Annotated in this window: 11 protein-coding genes, 1 tRNA gene and 2 pseudogenes; 6 read left to right on the plus strand and 8 right to left on the minus strand. The window is 70.6% G+C overall.

The genetic code is table 11. The annotated features are described in order from the left end of the window. From AX018_RS25790 to AX018_RS20715, 6 genes and pseudogenes are all read right to left on the minus strand, one after another. Nucleotides 1–260: pseudogene (locus AX018_RS25790) on the minus strand (IS3 family transposase); the annotation flags it as partial. 159 nt (nucleotides 261–419) lie between these two features. After that, nucleotides 420–1,295, minus strand: a complete 876-nt coding sequence (locus AX018_RS20695; protein WP_111881311.1) for a c-type cytochrome — start codon at nucleotides 1,293–1,295, stop codon at nucleotides 420–422. A gap of 129 nt (nucleotides 1,296–1,424) precedes the next feature. After that, nucleotides 1,425–2,660: a Kelch repeat-containing protein gene (locus AX018_RS20700; RefSeq protein WP_111881365.1), complete on the minus strand. Its 1,236-nt coding sequence runs from the start codon at nucleotides 2,658–2,660 to the stop codon at nucleotides 1,425–1,427. Nucleotides 2,661–2,825: 165 nt separating this feature from the next. Continuing rightward, nucleotides 2,826–4,292, minus strand: a complete 1,467-nt coding sequence (locus tag AX018_RS20705; protein ID WP_111881314.1) for an efflux transporter outer membrane subunit — start codon at nucleotides 4,290–4,292, stop codon at nucleotides 2,826–2,828. 31 nt (nucleotides 4,293–4,323) lie between these two features. Continuing rightward, nucleotides 4,324–7,482, minus strand: a complete 3,159-nt coding sequence (locus tag AX018_RS20710) for an efflux RND transporter permease subunit (RefSeq protein WP_111881317.1) — start codon at nucleotides 7,480–7,482, stop codon at nucleotides 4,324–4,326. Between the two features lie 12 nt (nucleotides 7,483–7,494). After that, complete coding sequence (locus AX018_RS20715) at nucleotides 7,495–8,802, minus strand: efflux RND transporter periplasmic adaptor subunit (protein WP_111881320.1); 1,308 nt, start codon at nucleotides 8,800–8,802, stop codon at nucleotides 7,495–7,497. A 203-nt stretch (nucleotides 8,803–9,005) separates the two neighbouring features. Between AX018_RS20715 and AX018_RS20720 the strand changes: the two genes are divergently transcribed. Further along, nucleotides 9,006–9,698 carry a TetR family transcriptional regulator gene (locus AX018_RS20720; RefSeq protein ID WP_111881366.1) on the plus strand — a complete coding sequence of 231 codons (693 nt, stop codon included), beginning with the start codon at nucleotides 9,006–9,008 and terminating at the stop codon, nucleotides 9,696–9,698. Nucleotides 9,699–9,727: 29 nt separating this feature from the next. Further along, a tRNA-Arg gene (locus AX018_RS20725) sits at nucleotides 9,728–9,803 on the plus strand. A 103-nt stretch (nucleotides 9,804–9,906) separates the two neighbouring features. Here AX018_RS20725 and AX018_RS20730 read toward each other — a convergent pair. Next, entirely contained in the window at nucleotides 9,907–10,593 is a 687-nt protein-coding gene (locus AX018_RS20730; RefSeq protein WP_111881323.1) for a TetR/AcrR family transcriptional regulator, read from the minus strand. Between the two features lie 248 nt (nucleotides 10,594–10,841). On the opposite strand from AX018_RS20730, the pseudogene AX018_RS20735 reads away from it, so the two are divergent. The 4 genes and pseudogenes from AX018_RS20735 to AX018_RS25320 all read left to right on the plus strand — a co-directional run. Further along, nucleotides 10,842–11,774, plus strand: a pseudogene (locus AX018_RS20735) (efflux RND transporter periplasmic adaptor subunit); the annotation flags it as partial. A 160-nt stretch (nucleotides 11,775–11,934) separates the two neighbouring features. Then, entirely contained in the window at nucleotides 11,935–15,087 is a 3,153-nt protein-coding gene (locus AX018_RS20740; protein ID WP_111881326.1) for an efflux RND transporter permease subunit, read from the plus strand. 1 nt (nucleotide 15,088) lies between these two features. Continuing rightward, on the plus strand, nucleotides 15,089–16,504 hold the full coding sequence (gene adeC / locus AX018_RS20745; protein WP_111881328.1) for an AdeC/AdeK/OprM family multidrug efflux complex outer membrane factor: 1,416 nt from the start codon (nucleotides 15,089–15,091) through the stop codon (nucleotides 16,502–16,504). A 313-nt stretch (nucleotides 16,505–16,817) separates the two neighbouring features. Further along, a complete protein-coding gene (locus tag AX018_RS25320; protein ID WP_170146311.1) occupies nucleotides 16,818–16,982 on the plus strand; it encodes a hypothetical protein in 165 nt (54 codons plus the stop codon). Between the two features lie 38 nt (nucleotides 16,983–17,020). Here AX018_RS25320 and AX018_RS20750 read toward each other — a convergent pair whose 3' ends face one another. Next, the gene (locus tag AX018_RS20750; protein ID WP_111881331.1) at nucleotides 17,021–17,485 is read right to left on the minus strand and encodes a cupin domain-containing protein; all 465 of its coding nucleotides are present in this window, start codon (nucleotides 17,483–17,485) and stop codon (nucleotides 17,021–17,023) included. Nucleotides 17,486–17,513 lie beyond the last annotated feature (28 nt).

Here is a 17,513-nt window from a genome sequence, read left to right on the forward strand (position 1 = left end):
ACCTGCAGCACCTTGATCTGCTGCTCGGGCGTCAACACGCTGGGGGTCTTGTCCAATGGCATAGCTGCACATGATGCACCACGCCCCCACCCCTGGCGTCCGTGCTTGCGCAGCCACACCAGCACCGTCGAGCGGCCCTGAATTCCGTAGCGCTCTTGTGCCTGCTTGTACGTCAGCTCGCCTTTTTCCACCTGCTCGACAACGCCCAACTTAAAAGCCAGCGTGTAGTCTCGCTGGCTGCGCCGAACTCTCGATTCCATCACTGTTGCCCTTTCCTTCACGAAAAGGTGTCAACACCTGGCAGGACGGGTCACGGCCATGAAAAAAGCCGGCCACGGGGGCCGGCTGGAGCGGGGAGGCGGGGCGCCGCCTCCGCTGCCGGTACGCTTTTTCTTCTTGTGCCTGTGGGCGCCGGGGGCTCACTTCACGGCGTTGGCCATGTATTCCACGACCGCGCGGATCTCCGCGTCCGAGGCCTGGGTGCCGCCGCGCGGGGGCATGGCGCCCTTGCCGGCGATGGCGATGCGGGTCATGCCGTCGATGCCGTCCTTGAGGCGCTCGGCCCAGGAGGCCTTGTCGCCGAACTTGGGCGCGCCCGCCACGCCGGCGGCGTGGCAGACCTGGCATGCCTGCTTGTAGAGGGCTTCGCCGGCGCCGGCGGCCACGGCGGCAGGGGCGGGCGCGGCGGTGGCGGCCGTGGGCGCGGCCTGGGGTGCGGTGGCGGCGGCGATCATGGCCGGGGCCGCGGGGGCCGGGGTGGCCGCCTGTGCCTCGGCGGGGGCGGAGGCGCCTGCGGCGGCGGGTGCCGAGGGTTCGGTGAATTTCGCGCCCGCCGCGTTGGCCATGTAGGCCACGCCGCGCGCGATCTCGGTGTCGTTGAAGTCGCCGCCGCCCTGCGCGGCCATGGCGCCCTTGCCGGTCAGCGCCGAGTGCACCAGCGCCTCGAATCCGGTCTGGATGCGCGGGCCCCAGGCCGCCGCATCGCCGAGCTTGGGCGCGCCGGCGGCACCCGTGGCGTGGCAGGCCGCGCACTGGCCCTTGAAGACTTCCTCGCCGGCGCGCAGCGGGCGGTTGGCATCGCGCAGCTCGACCATGCCCACCTTCTGGATGCGCTCGGCCAGGGCCCGCTCCGGATTGGCCGCGCCCTGCGCGGGCTTGTCGCCCGAGGTGACGTAGAGCACCAGGCCGATGATGGCGAAGATGGGCACCACGAAGCAGAAGAAAACCGTCCAGAGCAGCTGGCGGGGGGTCTTGATCGGGCCGGTGTGCGCTTCTTCGTGGGGGGTGTCGCTCATGAGGTGGTCCTCTGTGGGTGGGGCTGGCGGAACCAGCGGACGATTATAGGAAGCGACTTTTGGGCCGGCCGTTAGGGAAAACGGCCAGCCGCACCACCCTTGCGCTGGGTCAAGAAGACGTGTTCGCGGTCACTGCCCCCAGTAACGGTACGGGGGCGTGTACCGGTACACGTCGGTGTTCCAGGCCTGTCCGCCCGCGCCGCCCTCGCAGGTGAAGTCGAAGCCCGAGAACACGTACATCTCGCCCATCACCGTGGCGGCGCTGGTGCGCTTGAGGCGCGGGAAGGTGTCTCCCTGCGGCGCGAGCCGCTGCCACGCGGGCGCACGCAGGTCGAAGCGCCACAGGGCGTTGGTCGGGTTCTGGTTGAATGCGGCGCCGCAGCCCGTGGTGCCGCCGGGCTGGTCGCCCCCGGCCAGCAGCAGTCCGCTGCCCAGGAGCGCATCGGCGCCGTGGTTCTGGGGCGGGTCGATGTCCTGGCCCGCCGCGAGCGGGATCTGGCGCCAGGCCAGCGTGCGCAGGTCGAGCGTCCAGGTGTCCCGCAGGAAGGTGAAGCCGCCCTGGTCGGTGGTGGCCTCGCCGCCGTAGAGGGTCACCTGCCCCCGGTACGGCTCGCCGGTGACGGCGCCCGAGTAGCGCGGCGGCGGGGAGCCCGCCGCGCCGTGGGCCGAGAGCTGCGTCCAGGCGCGGCTGGCGAAGTCGAAGCGCCAGAGGTCGTTGAGCGTGCGAAAGCCTGCCTCGACCCCGCCGAACACGTAGAGCTGGTCCGCGGCGCGCCAGACCGTGGGCCAGGCGCGCGGGCTGGGCGCGGGGCCGGCCGCCGCCGTTGCGACGCCTGCCAGTGCCTGCCATTGGCCGGCCCGGGTGTCGTAGGCCCACACGTCGCCCAGGGGCGTGAATTCCGAGAGATCGGCCGAGTAGCGGGCGCCGCCGAACACCACCACCCAGCCCCGGTGGGGCACGGCCACGCCGCCGGAGAACGCCCGGGGCGAGGGCGTGTCGCCCGCGGGGGCCAGGCGCGTCCAGCGGTTGGCGTATACGTCGTAGCGGTACAGGTCGTTCAGGAAGTCGTTGCGCCCGGTGCCGAAATCGTCGTGCACCCCGCCGAACAGGTAGATGGAGCCGCGCAGCGCGGCGGTCACGGGCATCGAGCGCGCCGAGGGCGCATCCGTGCTGGCCAGGCGCGTCCAGACGCCGTCGTCCGTGGGGCGGGTAAGGAGGGTGTCGCTCCCGGCTGCGGAGGCGCCCGCCGTGATCGCCAGCGCCAGGCCGAGCAGGCCCTGGCGCAGGTGGTCGGTCCATGGACGCCTTCGCCGCGGGGCGTGCGTCGGTGGGGTGTGGTGCGGCGGGTGCGTGGTGCCGGGCATGGTCTCGTCCTCCGTGTGCATGAATGGAGGGCCGACGTTAGCGGCGCGCCGCGAACCTGCAAGCCGTCGCGCCGCATGCACTGCATGCACGCCCGTTGGCCATCGGCGGCGCGCAAAAAAGGAAAAGGCGCCACGGGGGCGCCTTCGCGGATCTGCCGGAGCGGATCAGGAGCGCGGCGCAGCGCCGGCGGGCGCGGCCTCTTCCTGCGCGGGCGTCCAGCCGCCGCCCAGCACCCTGTAGAGCGTGATCTGGTTCTGCAGTTGCAGCAGGCGGGTCTGCACGACCTGCTGCTCGGAGGTGAACAGCGAGCGCTGCGCGTCCAGCAGGTCGAGGTAGCTCGCCACGCCATTGCGGTAGCGCAGGTCGGAGAGCTCGAAGCGCCGGGCGTCCGCCGCGGCCTGCGCGCGCTGGGCGGCGAGCTGGTCGCCCAGCGTGGCCTGCCCGGCCAGGGCGTCGGACACTTCGCGGAAGGCCGTCTGGATCGATCGCTCGTACTGGGCCACGGCGATGTCGCGGCCGGCGCGCGCCGATTCCAGCGTGGCCTGGTTGCGGCCCGCGTCGAAGATCGGCAGCGCCACCTGCGGTGCGAGCGAGAAGGCCCAGGAGCCGCTCTTGAACAGGCCCGAGAGTTCGTTGCTCACCGTGCCCGCGCTCGCCGTGAGCGAGATGCGCGGGAAGAACGCGGAGCGCGCCGCGCCGATGTTGGCGTTGGCGGCCACCAGCTGCTGCTCGGCCTGGCGGATGTCCGGGCGGCGCGCGAGCAGGTCCGAGGGCAGCCCCGCCGGCAGGGCCGGCATGACGGGCGTATCGGCCAGGCGCACGCTCGGGCTGAGGCCCTCGCGGATGTCCTGGGGCAGGGGCTGGCCCAGCAGCAGGGCGAGGGCGTTCTCGTCCTGCATGCGCTGGCGCTGCTGCTGCGCGTAGGTGGCGCGCGCGGCCTGGGCCAGTCCTTCGGCCTGGCTGTTGTCCAGCTCCGAGCTGACGCCGTTCTCCAGCCGCAGCCGCGTGAGCTTGACGGATTCCTCGCGCGTCTGCAGCGTGCGGCGCGAGAGGTCGAGCAGCTCCTCGTCGGCCAGCAGGTTGAGCCAGCCCGTCGCCACCGAGGCGACCAGGCTGATCTGCGTGGCGCGGCGGGCCTCTTCCGTGGCGAAGTACTGCGCCAGGGCCTGCTCCTTCAGCGCCGCGATGCGGCCGAAGAAGTCGATCTCCCAGGCGGAGACCGCCAGCCCCACCTGGTAGTTGTTGGCGTAGGTGCCCGTGGTGGTGCTCGGCTGGCGCGTGGCGTTGGCGGCCGCGTTCACCGTGGGGAACTGGTTCGAGCGCTGGATCTGGAACTGCGCGCGGGCCTGCTCGATGTTGAGCACGGCCACGCGCAGGTCGCGGTTGTTCTCCAGTGCCAGCGCGATGAGGCGCTGCAGGCGCGGATCGGCGAAGTATTCGCGCCAGTCGATGTCCGTGGCCGCCCTGGCGCCCGCGGGAGCGGCCGCCGCCGCGGCCGGGTAGGCCGCAGGCACCGGCGCCGCGGGGCGCTCGTAGGTGGGGATGAAGCTGCAGCCCGCCAGCAGCGCGGCCGCCGCCACGGCGGTGAGGAGGGGGCGCGCGCCGGGGCGCACGCGTTGGGTCGATTGCATGGTGTTCTTCTCCTGCGGATCGTGTGGAGGCTTATTCCGCGTCCGAGGCATGGCGGTGGAGCTGGGCCTGCTTGGCTTCGTGGTCCTGCTGGCGCTTGCTGCCCTTGAAGAAGGTGCGCACCAGCACGAAGAACACGGGCACGAACACCACCGCGAGCACGGTGCCGGTGATCATGCCGCCGATCACGCCGGTGCCGATGGCGCGCTGGCTCGCCGAGCTGGCGCCCGAGGCGATGAACAGCGGCACCACGCCCAGCGTGAAGGCCAGCGAGGTCATGATGATCGGGCGGAAGCGCAGGTGGGCGGCTTCCAGCGCGGCCTCCAGCACGCTCTTGCCCTCGGCCTGCAGGTCCTTGGCGAACTCCACGATCAGGATGGCGTTCTTGGCCGACAGCCCGATGATGGTCACCAGCCCGATCTGGAAGTACACGTCGTTGGACATGCCGCGCAGCAGCGTGGCCAGCAGCACGCCGAGCACGCCCAGCGGCACCACCAGCATCACCGAGAACGGGATCGACCAGCTCTCGTACAGCGCGGCCAGGCAGAGGAACACCGCCAGCAGCGAGAACGCGTAGAGGATCATGGCCTGAGAGCCGGCGAGCTTTTCCTCGCGCGACTGGCCCGTCCACTCGAAGCCGAAGCCCGGGGGCAGCTGGCTCGCGAGGCGCTCCATCTCGTTCATCGCGTCACCCGTGGTGAAGCCCGGGCCCGCGTCGCCCGCGATCTTCATCGAGGGATAGCCGTTGTAGCGCACGGTCTGCATGGCACCCGTGATCCAGCGCGTGGACGCGAACGCGGACAGCGGCACCGTCTGGCCCTGGGCGTTGACGACGGGCAGGTCCAGCACCGACTCCGGACGCATGCGCGCCGCGGCATCGGCCTGCACCACCACCCGCTGCAGGCGGCCCTGGTTCGGGAAGTCGTTGATGTAGCTCGATCCGAGCGCCGTGGACAGCGCGCTGCTGATGCTGTCGAAGCCCACGCCCAGCGCGTTCGCCTTGTCGCGGTCGATGTCGATCTGCATCTGCGGCGCGTCTTCCATGCCGTCGGGGCGCACGCCCGCGAGCACCTTGCTCTGCGAGGCCATGCCCAGGAGCTGGTTGCGCGCGCCGATCAGCGCGTCATGGCCCTGGCCGGCGCGGTCCTGCAGCCGGAAGTTGAAGCCGGTGCCGGTCCCCAGTTCGGGAATGGGTGGCGGGCTCAGCGCGAAGATGAACGCATCGCGGATGCCCGCCAGCGCGCCGAACGCGCGGCCGGCGATGGCGGCGGCCGAGTGCTCCTCGCCCGAGCGCTCGCTCCAGTCCTTGAGCACCACGAAGGCGAGGCCGGCGTTCTGCCCCTGGCCCGAGAACGAGAAGCCGGACACCGTGACGATGTTCGCCACCTCGGGCTGCTTGAGCATGAACTCCTCGACCTGGTGCAGCACGTCGCTGGTGCGCGACTGCGCCGCGCCCGGGGGCAGCTGCACGTTGGTGATGATGTAGCCCTGGTCCTCGTTGGGCAGGAACGAGGTCGGCAGGCGCATGTACACCACCGCCACCGCGCCCACGAGGGCCGCGTAGATGATCATCATGCGGCCGCTGCGGCGCAGCATCTTGCCGAGCCAGCCCTCGTAGCCGTGGGTGGTGCTCTTGAACGAGCGGTTGAACCAGCCGAAGAAGCCTTTCTTCTCCGCGTGGTGCTCCGGGTCGATGGGCTTGAGCAGGGTGGCGCAGAGCGCGGGCGTGAGCGAGAGCGCCAGGAACGCGGAGAACGCGATCGAGGTGGCCATCGTCGCCGCGAACTGGCGGTAGATGTTGCCGGTGGAGCCCGCGAAGAACGCCAGCGGCACGAACACCGAGATCAGCACCACGGTCACGCCGATCACGGCGCCCGAGATCTGGCCCATGGCCTTGCGCGTGGCCTGCAGCGGCGGCAGCCCTTCCTCGGCCATGATGCGCTCGACGTTCTCCACCACCACGATGGCGTCGTCCACCACGATGCCGATCACCAGCACCATGCCGAACATGGTGAGCACGTTGATCGAGAAGCCCATGGCCAGCAGCGCGCCGAACGTGCCCAGCAGCGCCACCGGCACCACGATGGTCGGGATGATGGTGTAGCGGAAGTTCTGCAGGAACAGGTACATCACGATGAACACCAGCACCACGGCTTCGAGCAGCGTGTGCACCACCTTCTCGATCGAGACCGACACGAAGATGGAGGTGTCATACGGCACGACGTAGGTCACGCCCTGCGGGAAGAACTTCTTGAGCTCTTCCAGCTTGGCCTTCACGGCCTTGGCGGTCGCCAGCGCGTTGGCCGACGGCGTGGGCTGCACGCCCAGGCCCACGGCGGTCTTGCCGTTCAGGCGGGCGCTGGTGCTGTAGCTCTGCGAGCCCAGCTCGATGCGGGCCACGTCGCGCAGGCGCACGGTGGAGCCGTTGGTGTTGGCGCGCAGCACGATGTTGCCGAACTGCTCGGTCGAGGTGAGCTGGCCCTGCACGACGATGGTGGCCGCCACGGGCTGGCCCGTCTCGGCGGGCAGATCGCCCAGGTTGCCAGCCGACACCTGCACGTTCTGCGCCCGGATCGCGGCGTTCACCTGATCGAGCGACAGATTGAAGCCCTTGAGCTTGGCCGGATCGACCCAGACGCGCATGGCGCGCTCGGCGCCGAACTGCGTGAGCGTGCCCACGCCCGCCACCCGCTGCAGCTCGGGCACGATGTTGCGCGCCGCGTAGTCGTTGAGCGCCTCGATGCTCACGTCGGGGTTTTCCGTCGTGAGCATGGCGAACATCAGGAAGTTGGAGCGCGACTGCTCCACGCGCACGCCCTGCTGCGTCACCGCGCTCGGCAGGCGCGGCGTGGCGCGCGAGAGGCGGTTCTGCACGTCCACCTGCGCCAGGTCGGCGTTGGTGCCGGGCTCGAAGCTCAGCGTGATCGAGCCGGTGCCGTTGGCCTGGCTGGTGGTCTCGACGTAGGCGAGGCCGCTCGCGCCGTTCATCTCGCGTTCGATGACGGCGAGCACGCTGTCTTCCAGCGTCTGGGCGTTCGCGCCGGGGTAGGCCACCGAGACCTGGATGGTCGGCGGCGCCACGGCGGGGTACTGCGCGATGGGCAGCTTGGCGATGGAGATCGCTCCCATCACCATGATGAAGATCGTGATGACCCATGCAAAGATGGGCCGCTCGATGAAGAACTTGGCCATGTGCCGCGCTCCTTACTGCTTCGCGGGGGCGGACGGGGCCGAGGCGGGGGCCTGGGCGGCCGATGCGCCGCCGGCGGGCGCCGGTGCACCACCTGCGCCGGGGGCCGCGCCACCCGCGGCCTGCCATGGCACGGGCTGCACCACGATCGGATCGCCGGGCTTGCCGCGCGGCAGCTTCTGGAAGCCGTCCACCATCACCTTGTCGCCGGCCTTCAGGCCATCGAGCACCACCCAGCTGGTGCCCTGGGCGGGGCCGAGCTTGATGGGGCGGGGGGCGAGGTGGTTGTCCGGGCCCACGACCATCACCGTGTCGCCGCGCGCCGAGCGCGTCACGGCCTGCTGGGGCAGCAGCACGCCGTTGCCCACCTGGGCCTGCTCCAGGCGCACGCGCACGTAGAGGCCGGGCAGCAGCTGGCGTTCCGGGTTGGGCACTTCGGCGCGCAGCGTGACCTGGCCGCTGGTGGAGTCCACCGTCAGGTCGGTGAAGAGCAGCTTGCCCGCCTGCGGGTACACGCTGCCGTCCTCCAGCACCACGTTCACCGATGCGGTGCCCTTGGTGGCCTGCTTGTACTTGCCGCTGGCCAGGCCCGCCTTGAGCTTGAGCGCATCGGAGGCGGACTGGGTGAAGTTCACGTAGAGCGGATCGATCTGCTGCACCACCGCGAGCTGGGTCGCCTCGCCCTGGCCCACGAGTGCGCCTTCGGTGACCAGCGCGCGGCCGATGCGCCCGGAGATCGGGGCCGTGACCGAGGCATAGCCCAGGTTGATGCGGGCGGTGGTCACCGAGGCCCGGGCCGCCGCGAGGTTGGCCTCGGCCGTCTTCTGCGAGGCCACGGCGTTGTCGTATTCCTGGCGGCTCACGGCGTTGACGGCGACCAGCGGCTTGTAGCGCTCGGCCAGCGCGCGGGACTGCGCCAGGGTGGCCTCGGCCTGCGCGACGCTGGCCTGCGCGCTCTCCAGGGAGGCGCGGTAGGGCGCATCGTCGATCGCGAACAGCCGCTGGCCGGCCTTCACGTCGCTGCCTTCGGTGAACAGGCGCTTCTGGAGAATGCCGGCCGCCCGTGCGCGCACTTCGGCGACGCGCGAGGCTTCCAGGCGGCCCGGCAGCTCCGTGACCAGGCCCACGTCGCCGGGCGCCACCGTCACCACCCCCACCTGCGGGGGCGGGGGGGCTCCGCCGCCATGCTGTTCGGGTTGCCCGGACTTGCCGCATGCCGTGAGCACGGCGGCCGTGATCAGGGCCAGACAGAAAAACCCGGCGCGCGGCGCGCGGCGCAACGGGGCGGCGGGGGCATCGAGGTCAACACTCAAGCGGTACATGGAAGTCCTTCCGGATCGGCGCAGGTTGAAAAGGCTGCCGCATGGTTTTGATGGGTGTCAAAACCATGCGGCGGCCCTTGAATTTCGCCGGCATTATACATACAAACATGAATGTATAATTGCGAGACCGGCCCTATGGCAGGGGCATGCCGCCCTGTGCCGCCCCTGCCCCCTGGCCCCCGCAGATCAAGGAGACACCCACGATGGCCCGACGTACCAAGGAAGATGCGGTTGCCACGCGCAACAGCCTGTTGGATGCGGCAGAGCGAGTTTTTTACCAGAAGGGTGTATCGCACGCGTCCCTCAACGACATCGCGCAGGCCGCCGGGGCCACGCGCGGCGCGATCTATTGGCATTTCAAGGACAAGGTGGACCTGTTCAACGCCATGATGGAGCGCGTCACGCTGCCGCTGGAGTGCGCCAACGGCGAGCGCGCCGGCAACGTGCGCATGCCGCCGCTGCAGCACCTGCGGGCCGTGATCGACTTCGTGCTGCGCAGCCTGGAGAAGGACGAGTCCATGCGCCGCGTGTTCGAGATCGCCATGTTCCGCGTGGAATACGTGGGCGAGCTTTCCGCCGTGCGGGACCGCCATGTCGAGGCGAGCCTGGAGTTCCGCCAGCAGTTCGCCAACGAACTGGCCCTGGCGGCCGGCGAGCAGAAACTGAAGCTTTCGTGCGCGCCGGAGGTGGCGGCCTTCGGGCTGCAGGCCCTGTTCGACGGGCTGATGCAGGTCTGGATGCTGGGCGATGCCACCTTCGGGCTGGCCGAGACCGGGCGCGCCGCCGTGGATGCCTATCTGCGGGGGCTGGGCTTCGAGGTGCCCGCCACCTTCGAGCCGCTCGCCGATGGCATTCCCTGGCAGATTTGCCAGCCGCGCCACGACGCCGTGCCATAATCCGCCGCTGGGCCGCAAGGGCCCAACACGCGGCTGTAGCTCAGTGGATAGAGTATTGGCCTCCGAAGCCAAGGGTCGTGGGTTCGATCCCCGCCAGCCGCACCAGTTTTTCGGACTGTTTTTCTCCCCCCCCTCCCTTCCTGGATCTGGCGCATGCCCTGCTGTGCAGGCGCGGGCCCGTTCGCGCGCGCGGCAGGGGGCGCGCCCGTCATTTCGCGGGCGGCGGGGCTGCTTTCGCTGAATCCCGCTTCGGCGGCGCGGGGGGCGGGGCCGCCTCCTGCGCATGCTCGCCGAGGGCGAAGGCCCTCAGGAACGCCGTGACCGCGCGCTCCGCCGAGCGCCGGATCTGCGCCCTGGTCACGGGCGGCAGGTCGCGGAAGAACCAACGGTGCTGGTATTCCGCGTTGACCAGGGCGCCGAAGTACCGGGCCACGATCGCCGGGTCTTCGCGGCGCAGCTGGCCGCGCGCCATGGCCTGCCTGGCCAGGTCGGCGATCAGGGTCAGCCCGCGCTGCGGGCCGGCCTCGTAGAACAGGCGGCCGATGTCGGAATTGCCGGCCTCGCCGAGCACCATGCGGTGGGCCGCCACGGCCTCCTCGCTGCACAGGAATTCCAGCAGCTTCTCGCTGAAATGGGTGAGCGTGGGGCGCAGGTTGCTGCCGTCGTAGGCGGCGACCTCGGCCAGGGCGGACTCCATGTGCCGTTCGCCCGCGGCATGGGCCACGGCCAGGAAGAGCGCTTCCTTGGACGGGAAGTAGCCGTAGATGGTGGACTTCGAGCCCCCGATGCGTTTGATGATCTCGGCGATCGAGGCGCGCTCGTAGCCGAACTCCAGGAAGACCTCCGAGGCCACTTCGAGGATGGCCTCGCGCCGCGCCTGCGTGCGAACTTTCACGGCAACTCCATAAGCGTAATGACGGGTTTATTTTTGCTTGACGGCGCGCGCACGTCAATTCGATAATCTTCAATACCGTACCGTTCGGTACTTATGCAATCCATCGGCGGTGGCCGGTGGATGAGATGTCCCTGGCTCAGGAGTACCCCTTCATGCGCGTCCGTTCCTTCCATGCCGTGCCCGCCGCCCTGGGCGCGGTCGTCCTGGCTTCATCGGTTTCCGGCTGCGGCGAGCCGCCGCGCCCTCCCATGGCGGGCCCCGAGGGGCCGCCCAGGGTCAGCGTGGTCACCCTGGAGGAGCGGCCGGTGGCGCTGACCACCGAGCTGCCCGGCCGCGTGGCCCCGGCCCTGATCGCCGAGGTGCGCCCGCAGATCACCGGCCTGGTGCAGCAGCGCCGATTCAAGGAGGGCAGCGACGTCAAGGCGGGCGAGTTGCTCTACCTGATCGATCCCGCCACCTACCGCGCCAGCGTGGACAACGCGCGCGCCGCGCTCGCCAAGGCCGAGGCCAGCCTGGTTTCGGTGAAGCTCAAGGCCGGGCGCTTCCAGGAGCTGTCGGCCATCCAGGCCGTGAGCCAGCAGGACGCGGACGACGCCGCCGCCGCGCTCCTGCAGACCGAGGCCGAGGTCGATGCGGCCCGGGCCACGCTGCAAACCCAGCGCATCAACCTCGACTACACCCGCATCACGGCGCCGATCAGCGGGCGCATCGGCCGCTCCGCCGTGACGCCCGGCGCGCTCGTCACCGCGAACCAGGCGAGCGCCATGGCCACGGTGCAGCAGCTCGATCCGGTCTACGTCGATGTGACGCAGTCCAGCGCCACGCTGCTGGCCCTGCAGCGCTCCCTGTCCACGGGGGTCATGAAGAGCGGCACGGCGACGGTGCGCCTCGTCCTGGAGGACGGCAGCCGCTACGCGCTCCCGGGCCGGCTGCAGTTCTCCGACGTCACGGTGGACCAGGGCACGGGCGCGGTGACGCTGCGCGCCGAGTTCCCGAATCCGCGCCACGAGCTGCTGCCGGGCATGTATGCGCGCGCCGTCGTCGAGGAGGGCGTGCTCGACAAGGCGCTGCTGGTGCCCCAGCCCGCGGTGGGCCGCGACGGCGCGGGCAAGCCGATCGCCTACGTGGTCAACGGCGAGGGCCGGCTGGAGCAGCGCTCGCTGGTGACCGGGCGCGCCATCGGCGACCAGTGGCTGGTCTCCAGCGGGCTCAGGGCCGGCGACCGCGTGGTCGTCGAGGCCAGCAGAAGGCCCGGCCCGGGCAGGTGGTCGAGATCGGCCCGCCCGGCGGCGCCCCCGCGAAGCCGGCGGCCCGCACCTGAGCACGGGACGGAGACCTTCCATGGCGCGCTTCTTCATCGACCGGCCCATCTTCGCCTGGGTGCTGGCCATCATCACCATGCTGGCGGGCGTGATGGCCGTGCTCACGCTGCCCATCGCGCAATACCCGGCGATCGCACCGCCGGCCATCGCCATCTCGGCGACCTATCCCGGCGCTTCTTCCAAGACGCTCGAAGACACGGTGACCCAGGTCATCGAGCAGAAGATGAAAGGCCTGGACCGCCTGGCCTACATCGCCTCGACGAGCGAGTCATCGGGCAGCGTGACGATCACGCTGACCTTCGAGACCGGCACCGACCCGGACACGGCGCAGGTGCAGGTGCAGAACAAGCTGGCCCTGGCCACGCCGCTGCTGCCGCAGGAAGTGCAGCAGCAGGGGGTGCAGGTCGCCAAGTCGGCCAACAACTTCCTCAATGTGCTGGCGTTCGTGTCCGAGGATGGCCGGCTCCAGGACGCCGATCTCTCGGACTACGTGGCGGCCAACGTGCAGGACCCCATCAGCCGCGTGGAGGGCGTGGGCGACACCACGCTGTTCGGGTCGCAGTACGCGATGCGCATCTGGCTGGACCCGGACCGTCTCAACAGCTTCAAGCTGACGCCCCTGGACGTGAGGACCGCGATCCAGGCGCAGAACGCGCAGGTCTCGGCGGGCCAGCTCGGCGGGCTGCCGTCGGTCAAGGGCCAGCAGCTCAACGCGACCATCACGGCGCAGACCCGGCTGAAGACGGCCGCCGAGTTCGAGGAGATCCTGCTGCGCACGCAGGCGGACGGATCGGCCGTGCGCCTGAAGGACGTCGCCCGCATCGAGCTGGGCCGCGAGAGCTATGCCACCGTGGCCCGCTTCAACGGCAAGCCGGCCGCCGGCCTCGCCATCAAGCTGGCCACCGGCGCGAACGCGCTGGACACCGTCCGGGGCATCGATGCCAAGCTGGCGGAGCTCGGCAAGTTCTTCCCCGAAGGGGTCAAGGTCATCAAGCCCTACGACACCACGCCGTTCGTGCGCATCTCCATCCAGGAGGTGGTGAAGACGCTGGTCGAGGCCGTGGTGCTGGTTTTCCTCGTGATGTACCTGTTCCTGCAGAACTTCCGCGCGACGCTGATCCCGACGATCGCCGTGCCGGTGGTGCTGCTGGGCACGTTCGGCGTGCTGGCGGCGTTCGGCTACTCGCTCAACACGCTGACCATGCTGGCGATGGTGCTGGCGATCGGCCTGCTGGTGGACGACGCCATCGTCGTGGTGGAGAACGTCGAGCGCGTGATGAGCGAGGAGGGGCTTTCCCCGAAAGAGGCCACGCGCAAGTCCATGGGGCAGATCACCGGGGCGCTGCTGGGCGTGGCGCTGGTGCTGGCGGCGGTGTTCGTGCCGATGGCCTTCTTCGGCGGATCGACCGGCGTGATCTACCGCCAGTTCACGGTGACCATCGTCTCCGCGATGACGCTGTCGGTGCTGGTGGCGATGGTGCTCACGCCGGCCCTGTGCGCGACGCTGCTCAAGCCCGTGGAGCGCGGCCATGCGCTGGCGACCACCGGCTTCTTCGGGGCGTTCAACCGGGCCTTCGACCGCGGCAACCACCGCTACCAGGGCATCGTGCGGCACATGCTCGGCCGGGGCTGGCGCTACCTGGCCGGCTACGCGGTGCTGGTGGCGGCCGTGGGCTTCGCTTTCACGAAGATCCCCGCCGGCTTCCTGCCCGACGAGGACCAGGGCACGCTGTTCGCGCTGGTGCAGCTGCCGCCGGGCGCGACGCAGGACCGCACGCTGAAGGTGATCGAGCAGGTCGAGCACCATTTCATGGAGGAGCAGAAGGAGGCCGTCGATTCGATCTTCTCGGTGGCCGGCTTCAGCTTCGCGGGCGGCGGTCAGAGCGCGGGCTTCGCGTTCGTCAAGCTCAAGCCCTGGGGCGAGCGCGCGCGGCCCGAGCTGAAGGCCTCGGCCGTGGGCTACCGGGCCATGGCGAAGCTCTCGCAGATCCGCGACGCGAGCGTGTTCGCCTTCGCGCCCCCCGCCGTCTCGGAGCTGGGCAACGCGAGCGGCTTCGACCTGATGCTGCAGGACCGCGCCAACCTCGGCCACGACGCGCTGATGCAGGCACGCAACCAGCTGCTGGACGCGCTGCGCAAGGAGCCCGGCCTCGTGGCCGTGCGCGCCAACGGCATGGAGGACGCGCCCGAGCTGCGGCTCGACATCGACGAGCACAAGGTCGGCGCGCTCGGGCTGTCGATGGCCGACGTCAACAACACCTTCTCCACGGCCTGGGGCAGCTTCTACGTCAACGACTTCATCGACAAGGGGCGCGTGAAGAAGGTGTTTCTCCAGGCCGACGCCGCCTACCGCATGCTGCCCGGCGACATCGACCACTGGTACGTGCGCAACGGCAGCGGCGCGATGGTGCCCTTCAGCGCCTTCGCCACGGCCGGCTGGGCGTCGGGTTCCCCGCGCCTGGAGCGGTACAACGGCGTGCCCTCGGTGGAGATCCTGGGCATGCCGATCCCGGGCATGCTGTCCAGCGGCCAGGCCATGGACCTGGTGGAGCGCCATGCCGCCGCGCTGCCGGCGGGGATCGGCTTCGAGTGGACGGGCGTGTCGCGCCAGGAGCGCGAGGCGGGCGGCCATGCCGCGCTGCTCTATGCCATCTCCATCCTGGTCGTGTTCCTGTGCCTCGCGGCGCTCTACGAAAGCTGGTCCATCCCGTTCTCGGTGATCATGGCCGTGCCGCTCGGCGTGCTGGGCGCGCTGGTCGGCGCGGTGCTGACCTGGAAGATGAACGACGTGTACTTCCAGGTGGGGCTGCTGACCACGGTGGGGCTGGCCTCCAAGAACGCCATCCTGATCGTGGAGTTCGCCAAGGACCTGCACGCCCGGGGCATGGGCGTGGTGGAGGCCGCGGTCGCGGCGGCGCGCATGCGGCTGCGGCCCATCGTGATGACCTCGCTGGCCTTCGTGCTCGGCGTGCTGCCGCTGATGGTCAGCCAGGGCGCGGGCGCCGGCGCGCAGAACGCGCTGGGCACCGCGGTGGTCGGTGGCATGGTGTCGGGCACCGTGCTGGCGATCTTCTTCGTGCCGCTGTTCTTCGTCGCCGTGCAGAGGCTGTCGTCCCGGCGCGGCCGGGCCGCCGGACCCGGCATCGCCCCCATGCTGAAGGAGGGCCACTGACATGCCCCGCATCCGAACCCCTTTCGCGCCCGCCGTCCTGTGCGCCGCGCTGTGGCTGGCGGGCTGCGCGAACCTGGCGCCCCGCTACGAGCGGCCCGCCCCGCCGGTGCCGGCCGCCTATCCCGATGCGGGTGGCGCGGCGCCGGCCGGTGCGGCCGCCGCCGACATCGACTGGCGGCAGTTCTTCGCCGATGACCGGCTGCGCGCGCTGATCGCGCTGGCGCTGGACCACAACCGGGACCTGCGCGTGGCGGTGCTCAACATCGAGCAGGCCCGGGCCCAGTACCGCATCCAGGACGCGCAGACCCTGCCTGCCGTGAACGCCACGGGCAGCGGCTCCGCGGGACGCACGCCGGCCAGCCTCTCCGGCACCGGCGCGGCCCTCACCACCCACCAGTACAGCGCCGGCCTGGGCATCAGCGCCTACGAGCTGGACCTGTTCGGCCGCGTGCGCAACCTCAGCGCCCAGTCGCTGGAGAAGTTCCTCGCCACCGGGCAGGCCCGGCGCAGCACGCAGATCAGCCTCGTGGCCGAGGTGGCCTCGGCCTACCTGACCTGGGCCGCCGACCTGGAGCGCCTCGCCCTGGCCCGCGAGACCCTGCGCAGCCAGGGCGATTCGTATGCGCTCACGCAGCGCCGCGTCGAACTCGGCAGCGCCTCGGCGCTCACGCTGCGCCAGTTGCAGACCAGCGTGGAGAGCGCCCGCGTCGACGTGGCGCGCTACACCGGCCAGGTCGCGCAGGACCGCCACGCGCTGGCCCTGCTGCTGGGCGTGCCGGTGCCGGACGCGCTGGCGCCGCAGGCGCTGGGCGATGGGCTGAACGCCTTGCCCGAGCTGCCGGCCGGCGTGCCCTCCGACCTCCTGCTGCGCCGGCCCGACCTGCTGGAGTCCGAGCACCAGCTCCAGGCCGCCAACGCCAACATCGGCGCGGCCCGCGCGGCCTTCTATCCGCGCATCAGCCTGACGGCCTCGGCCGGCAGCGGCAGCGCCGACCTGTCGGGGCTGTTCCAGGGCGGCTCCGGCACCTGGAGCTTCATGCCGCAGATCAGCCTGCCGATCTTCGACGCGGGCAGCAACCAGGCCGCGCTGGACAGCGCCATCGCATCGCGCGACATCGCGCTGGCGCAGTACGAGAAGGCGATCCAGACGGCCTTTCGCGAGGTCTCCGACGCGCTGGTCCTGCGCGGCACGCTGGAGCAGCAGCTGGAGGCCCAGCGCTCGCTCGTCGAGGCCAGGGGCGAGGCGCTGAGGCTGTCCGATGCGCGCTTTTCCCGCGGGGTGGACAGCTATCTGGACGTGCTCGACGCGCAGCGCTCCTGGTACGGCGCCCGCCAGACGCTCATCACCACCCGGCTCTCGCGCCTGACCAATGGCGTGACCCTCTACAAGGTGCTGGGCGGCGGCTGGTCGGGCTGACCCGGCCAGGTCCTTTTTCTTCCGCCTTCCACCCTGGAGCTAGGCCCCCCGATGATGCGACGAAACCTTTGCGTTCTCCTGCTGTGCGGCGCGGCCTTCTGCCTGACCGCGTGCGTCGTTCCGCCACCCCCTCCGCCGCCACCACCGCCGCTGCCCTTGCCGCTGCCCCTCCCGCCGCGCTGAGGGGGCGGCACGCGCGGGATGCGCGTGTACGACATGCCCGCTCCGCGGGCGCGCCCCCGTCCGACAGCCCGGGGCGCGCGCGGGTGCGCCAATGGAGTGGTCTTCTCTGGATGAAAGGAAGAGGCGCTCCATGTCCAAGTCCCATCGCCACGGCCCCGATCCCGCCCTCGGCCGCGTGGCCGTGAAGCCGCGCGAACTCAAGCGGCGCCGGCAGCGCGAGGCCATGCTCCGGCCGGGCGCGCAGGCGCCTTGCTTCCCGGAGCCCGAGCCACCGCTCTGGAAGCCGCTCGGCTGAGCCGGCGCAGGGAGCTGCGCGGCCCGCGCCGCGCCGGTTCAGCGCGTGGGTTCGAACCCGCCGTCGCCGGACACCATGGGGATGTACATGCGCACCCACTCGTTGTCCGCCGAGATCATCTTCCAGCTGTGGCCCGCGCCTTCGGTGTCCTCGGCCAGCAGCACGGTGCCCGGCGCGAGCCGGAAGGTGGAGCCGTCGCTGACCTTGAATTCCAGCTCGCCCTTCATGGTGACGACGTACTGCCGGCGCGGCGCGGGGTGAACGCCCTGCTGCCAGGCTTCCACCGAGTTGCTCAGCCAGAACTCCCGGCTGGGGATCTTGCTGAGCGCCGGGATGGTTCCCCGCACGAAGGCGACTTTCTGGTCCGGCGTGTTGTAGAGCTTGATGGCGGGGATGCGTTGGGCCTCTTCGGCGTGTGCCGGGCCGGTGGCGGCGACGGCCGCGAGGACCAGGCCCAGGACGTGGCCGGCGAAGGCGCGGAAGGTGGTGCGGAAGGAGCTCATAAGTCAGGCCTGTGCTTTCAGTCGGTGT

The sequence above is a fragment of the Paracidovorax anthurii genome (genome assembly GCF_003269065.1).
Lineage (GTDB): Bacteria > Pseudomonadota > Gammaproteobacteria > Burkholderiales > Burkholderiaceae_C > Paracidovorax > Paracidovorax anthurii.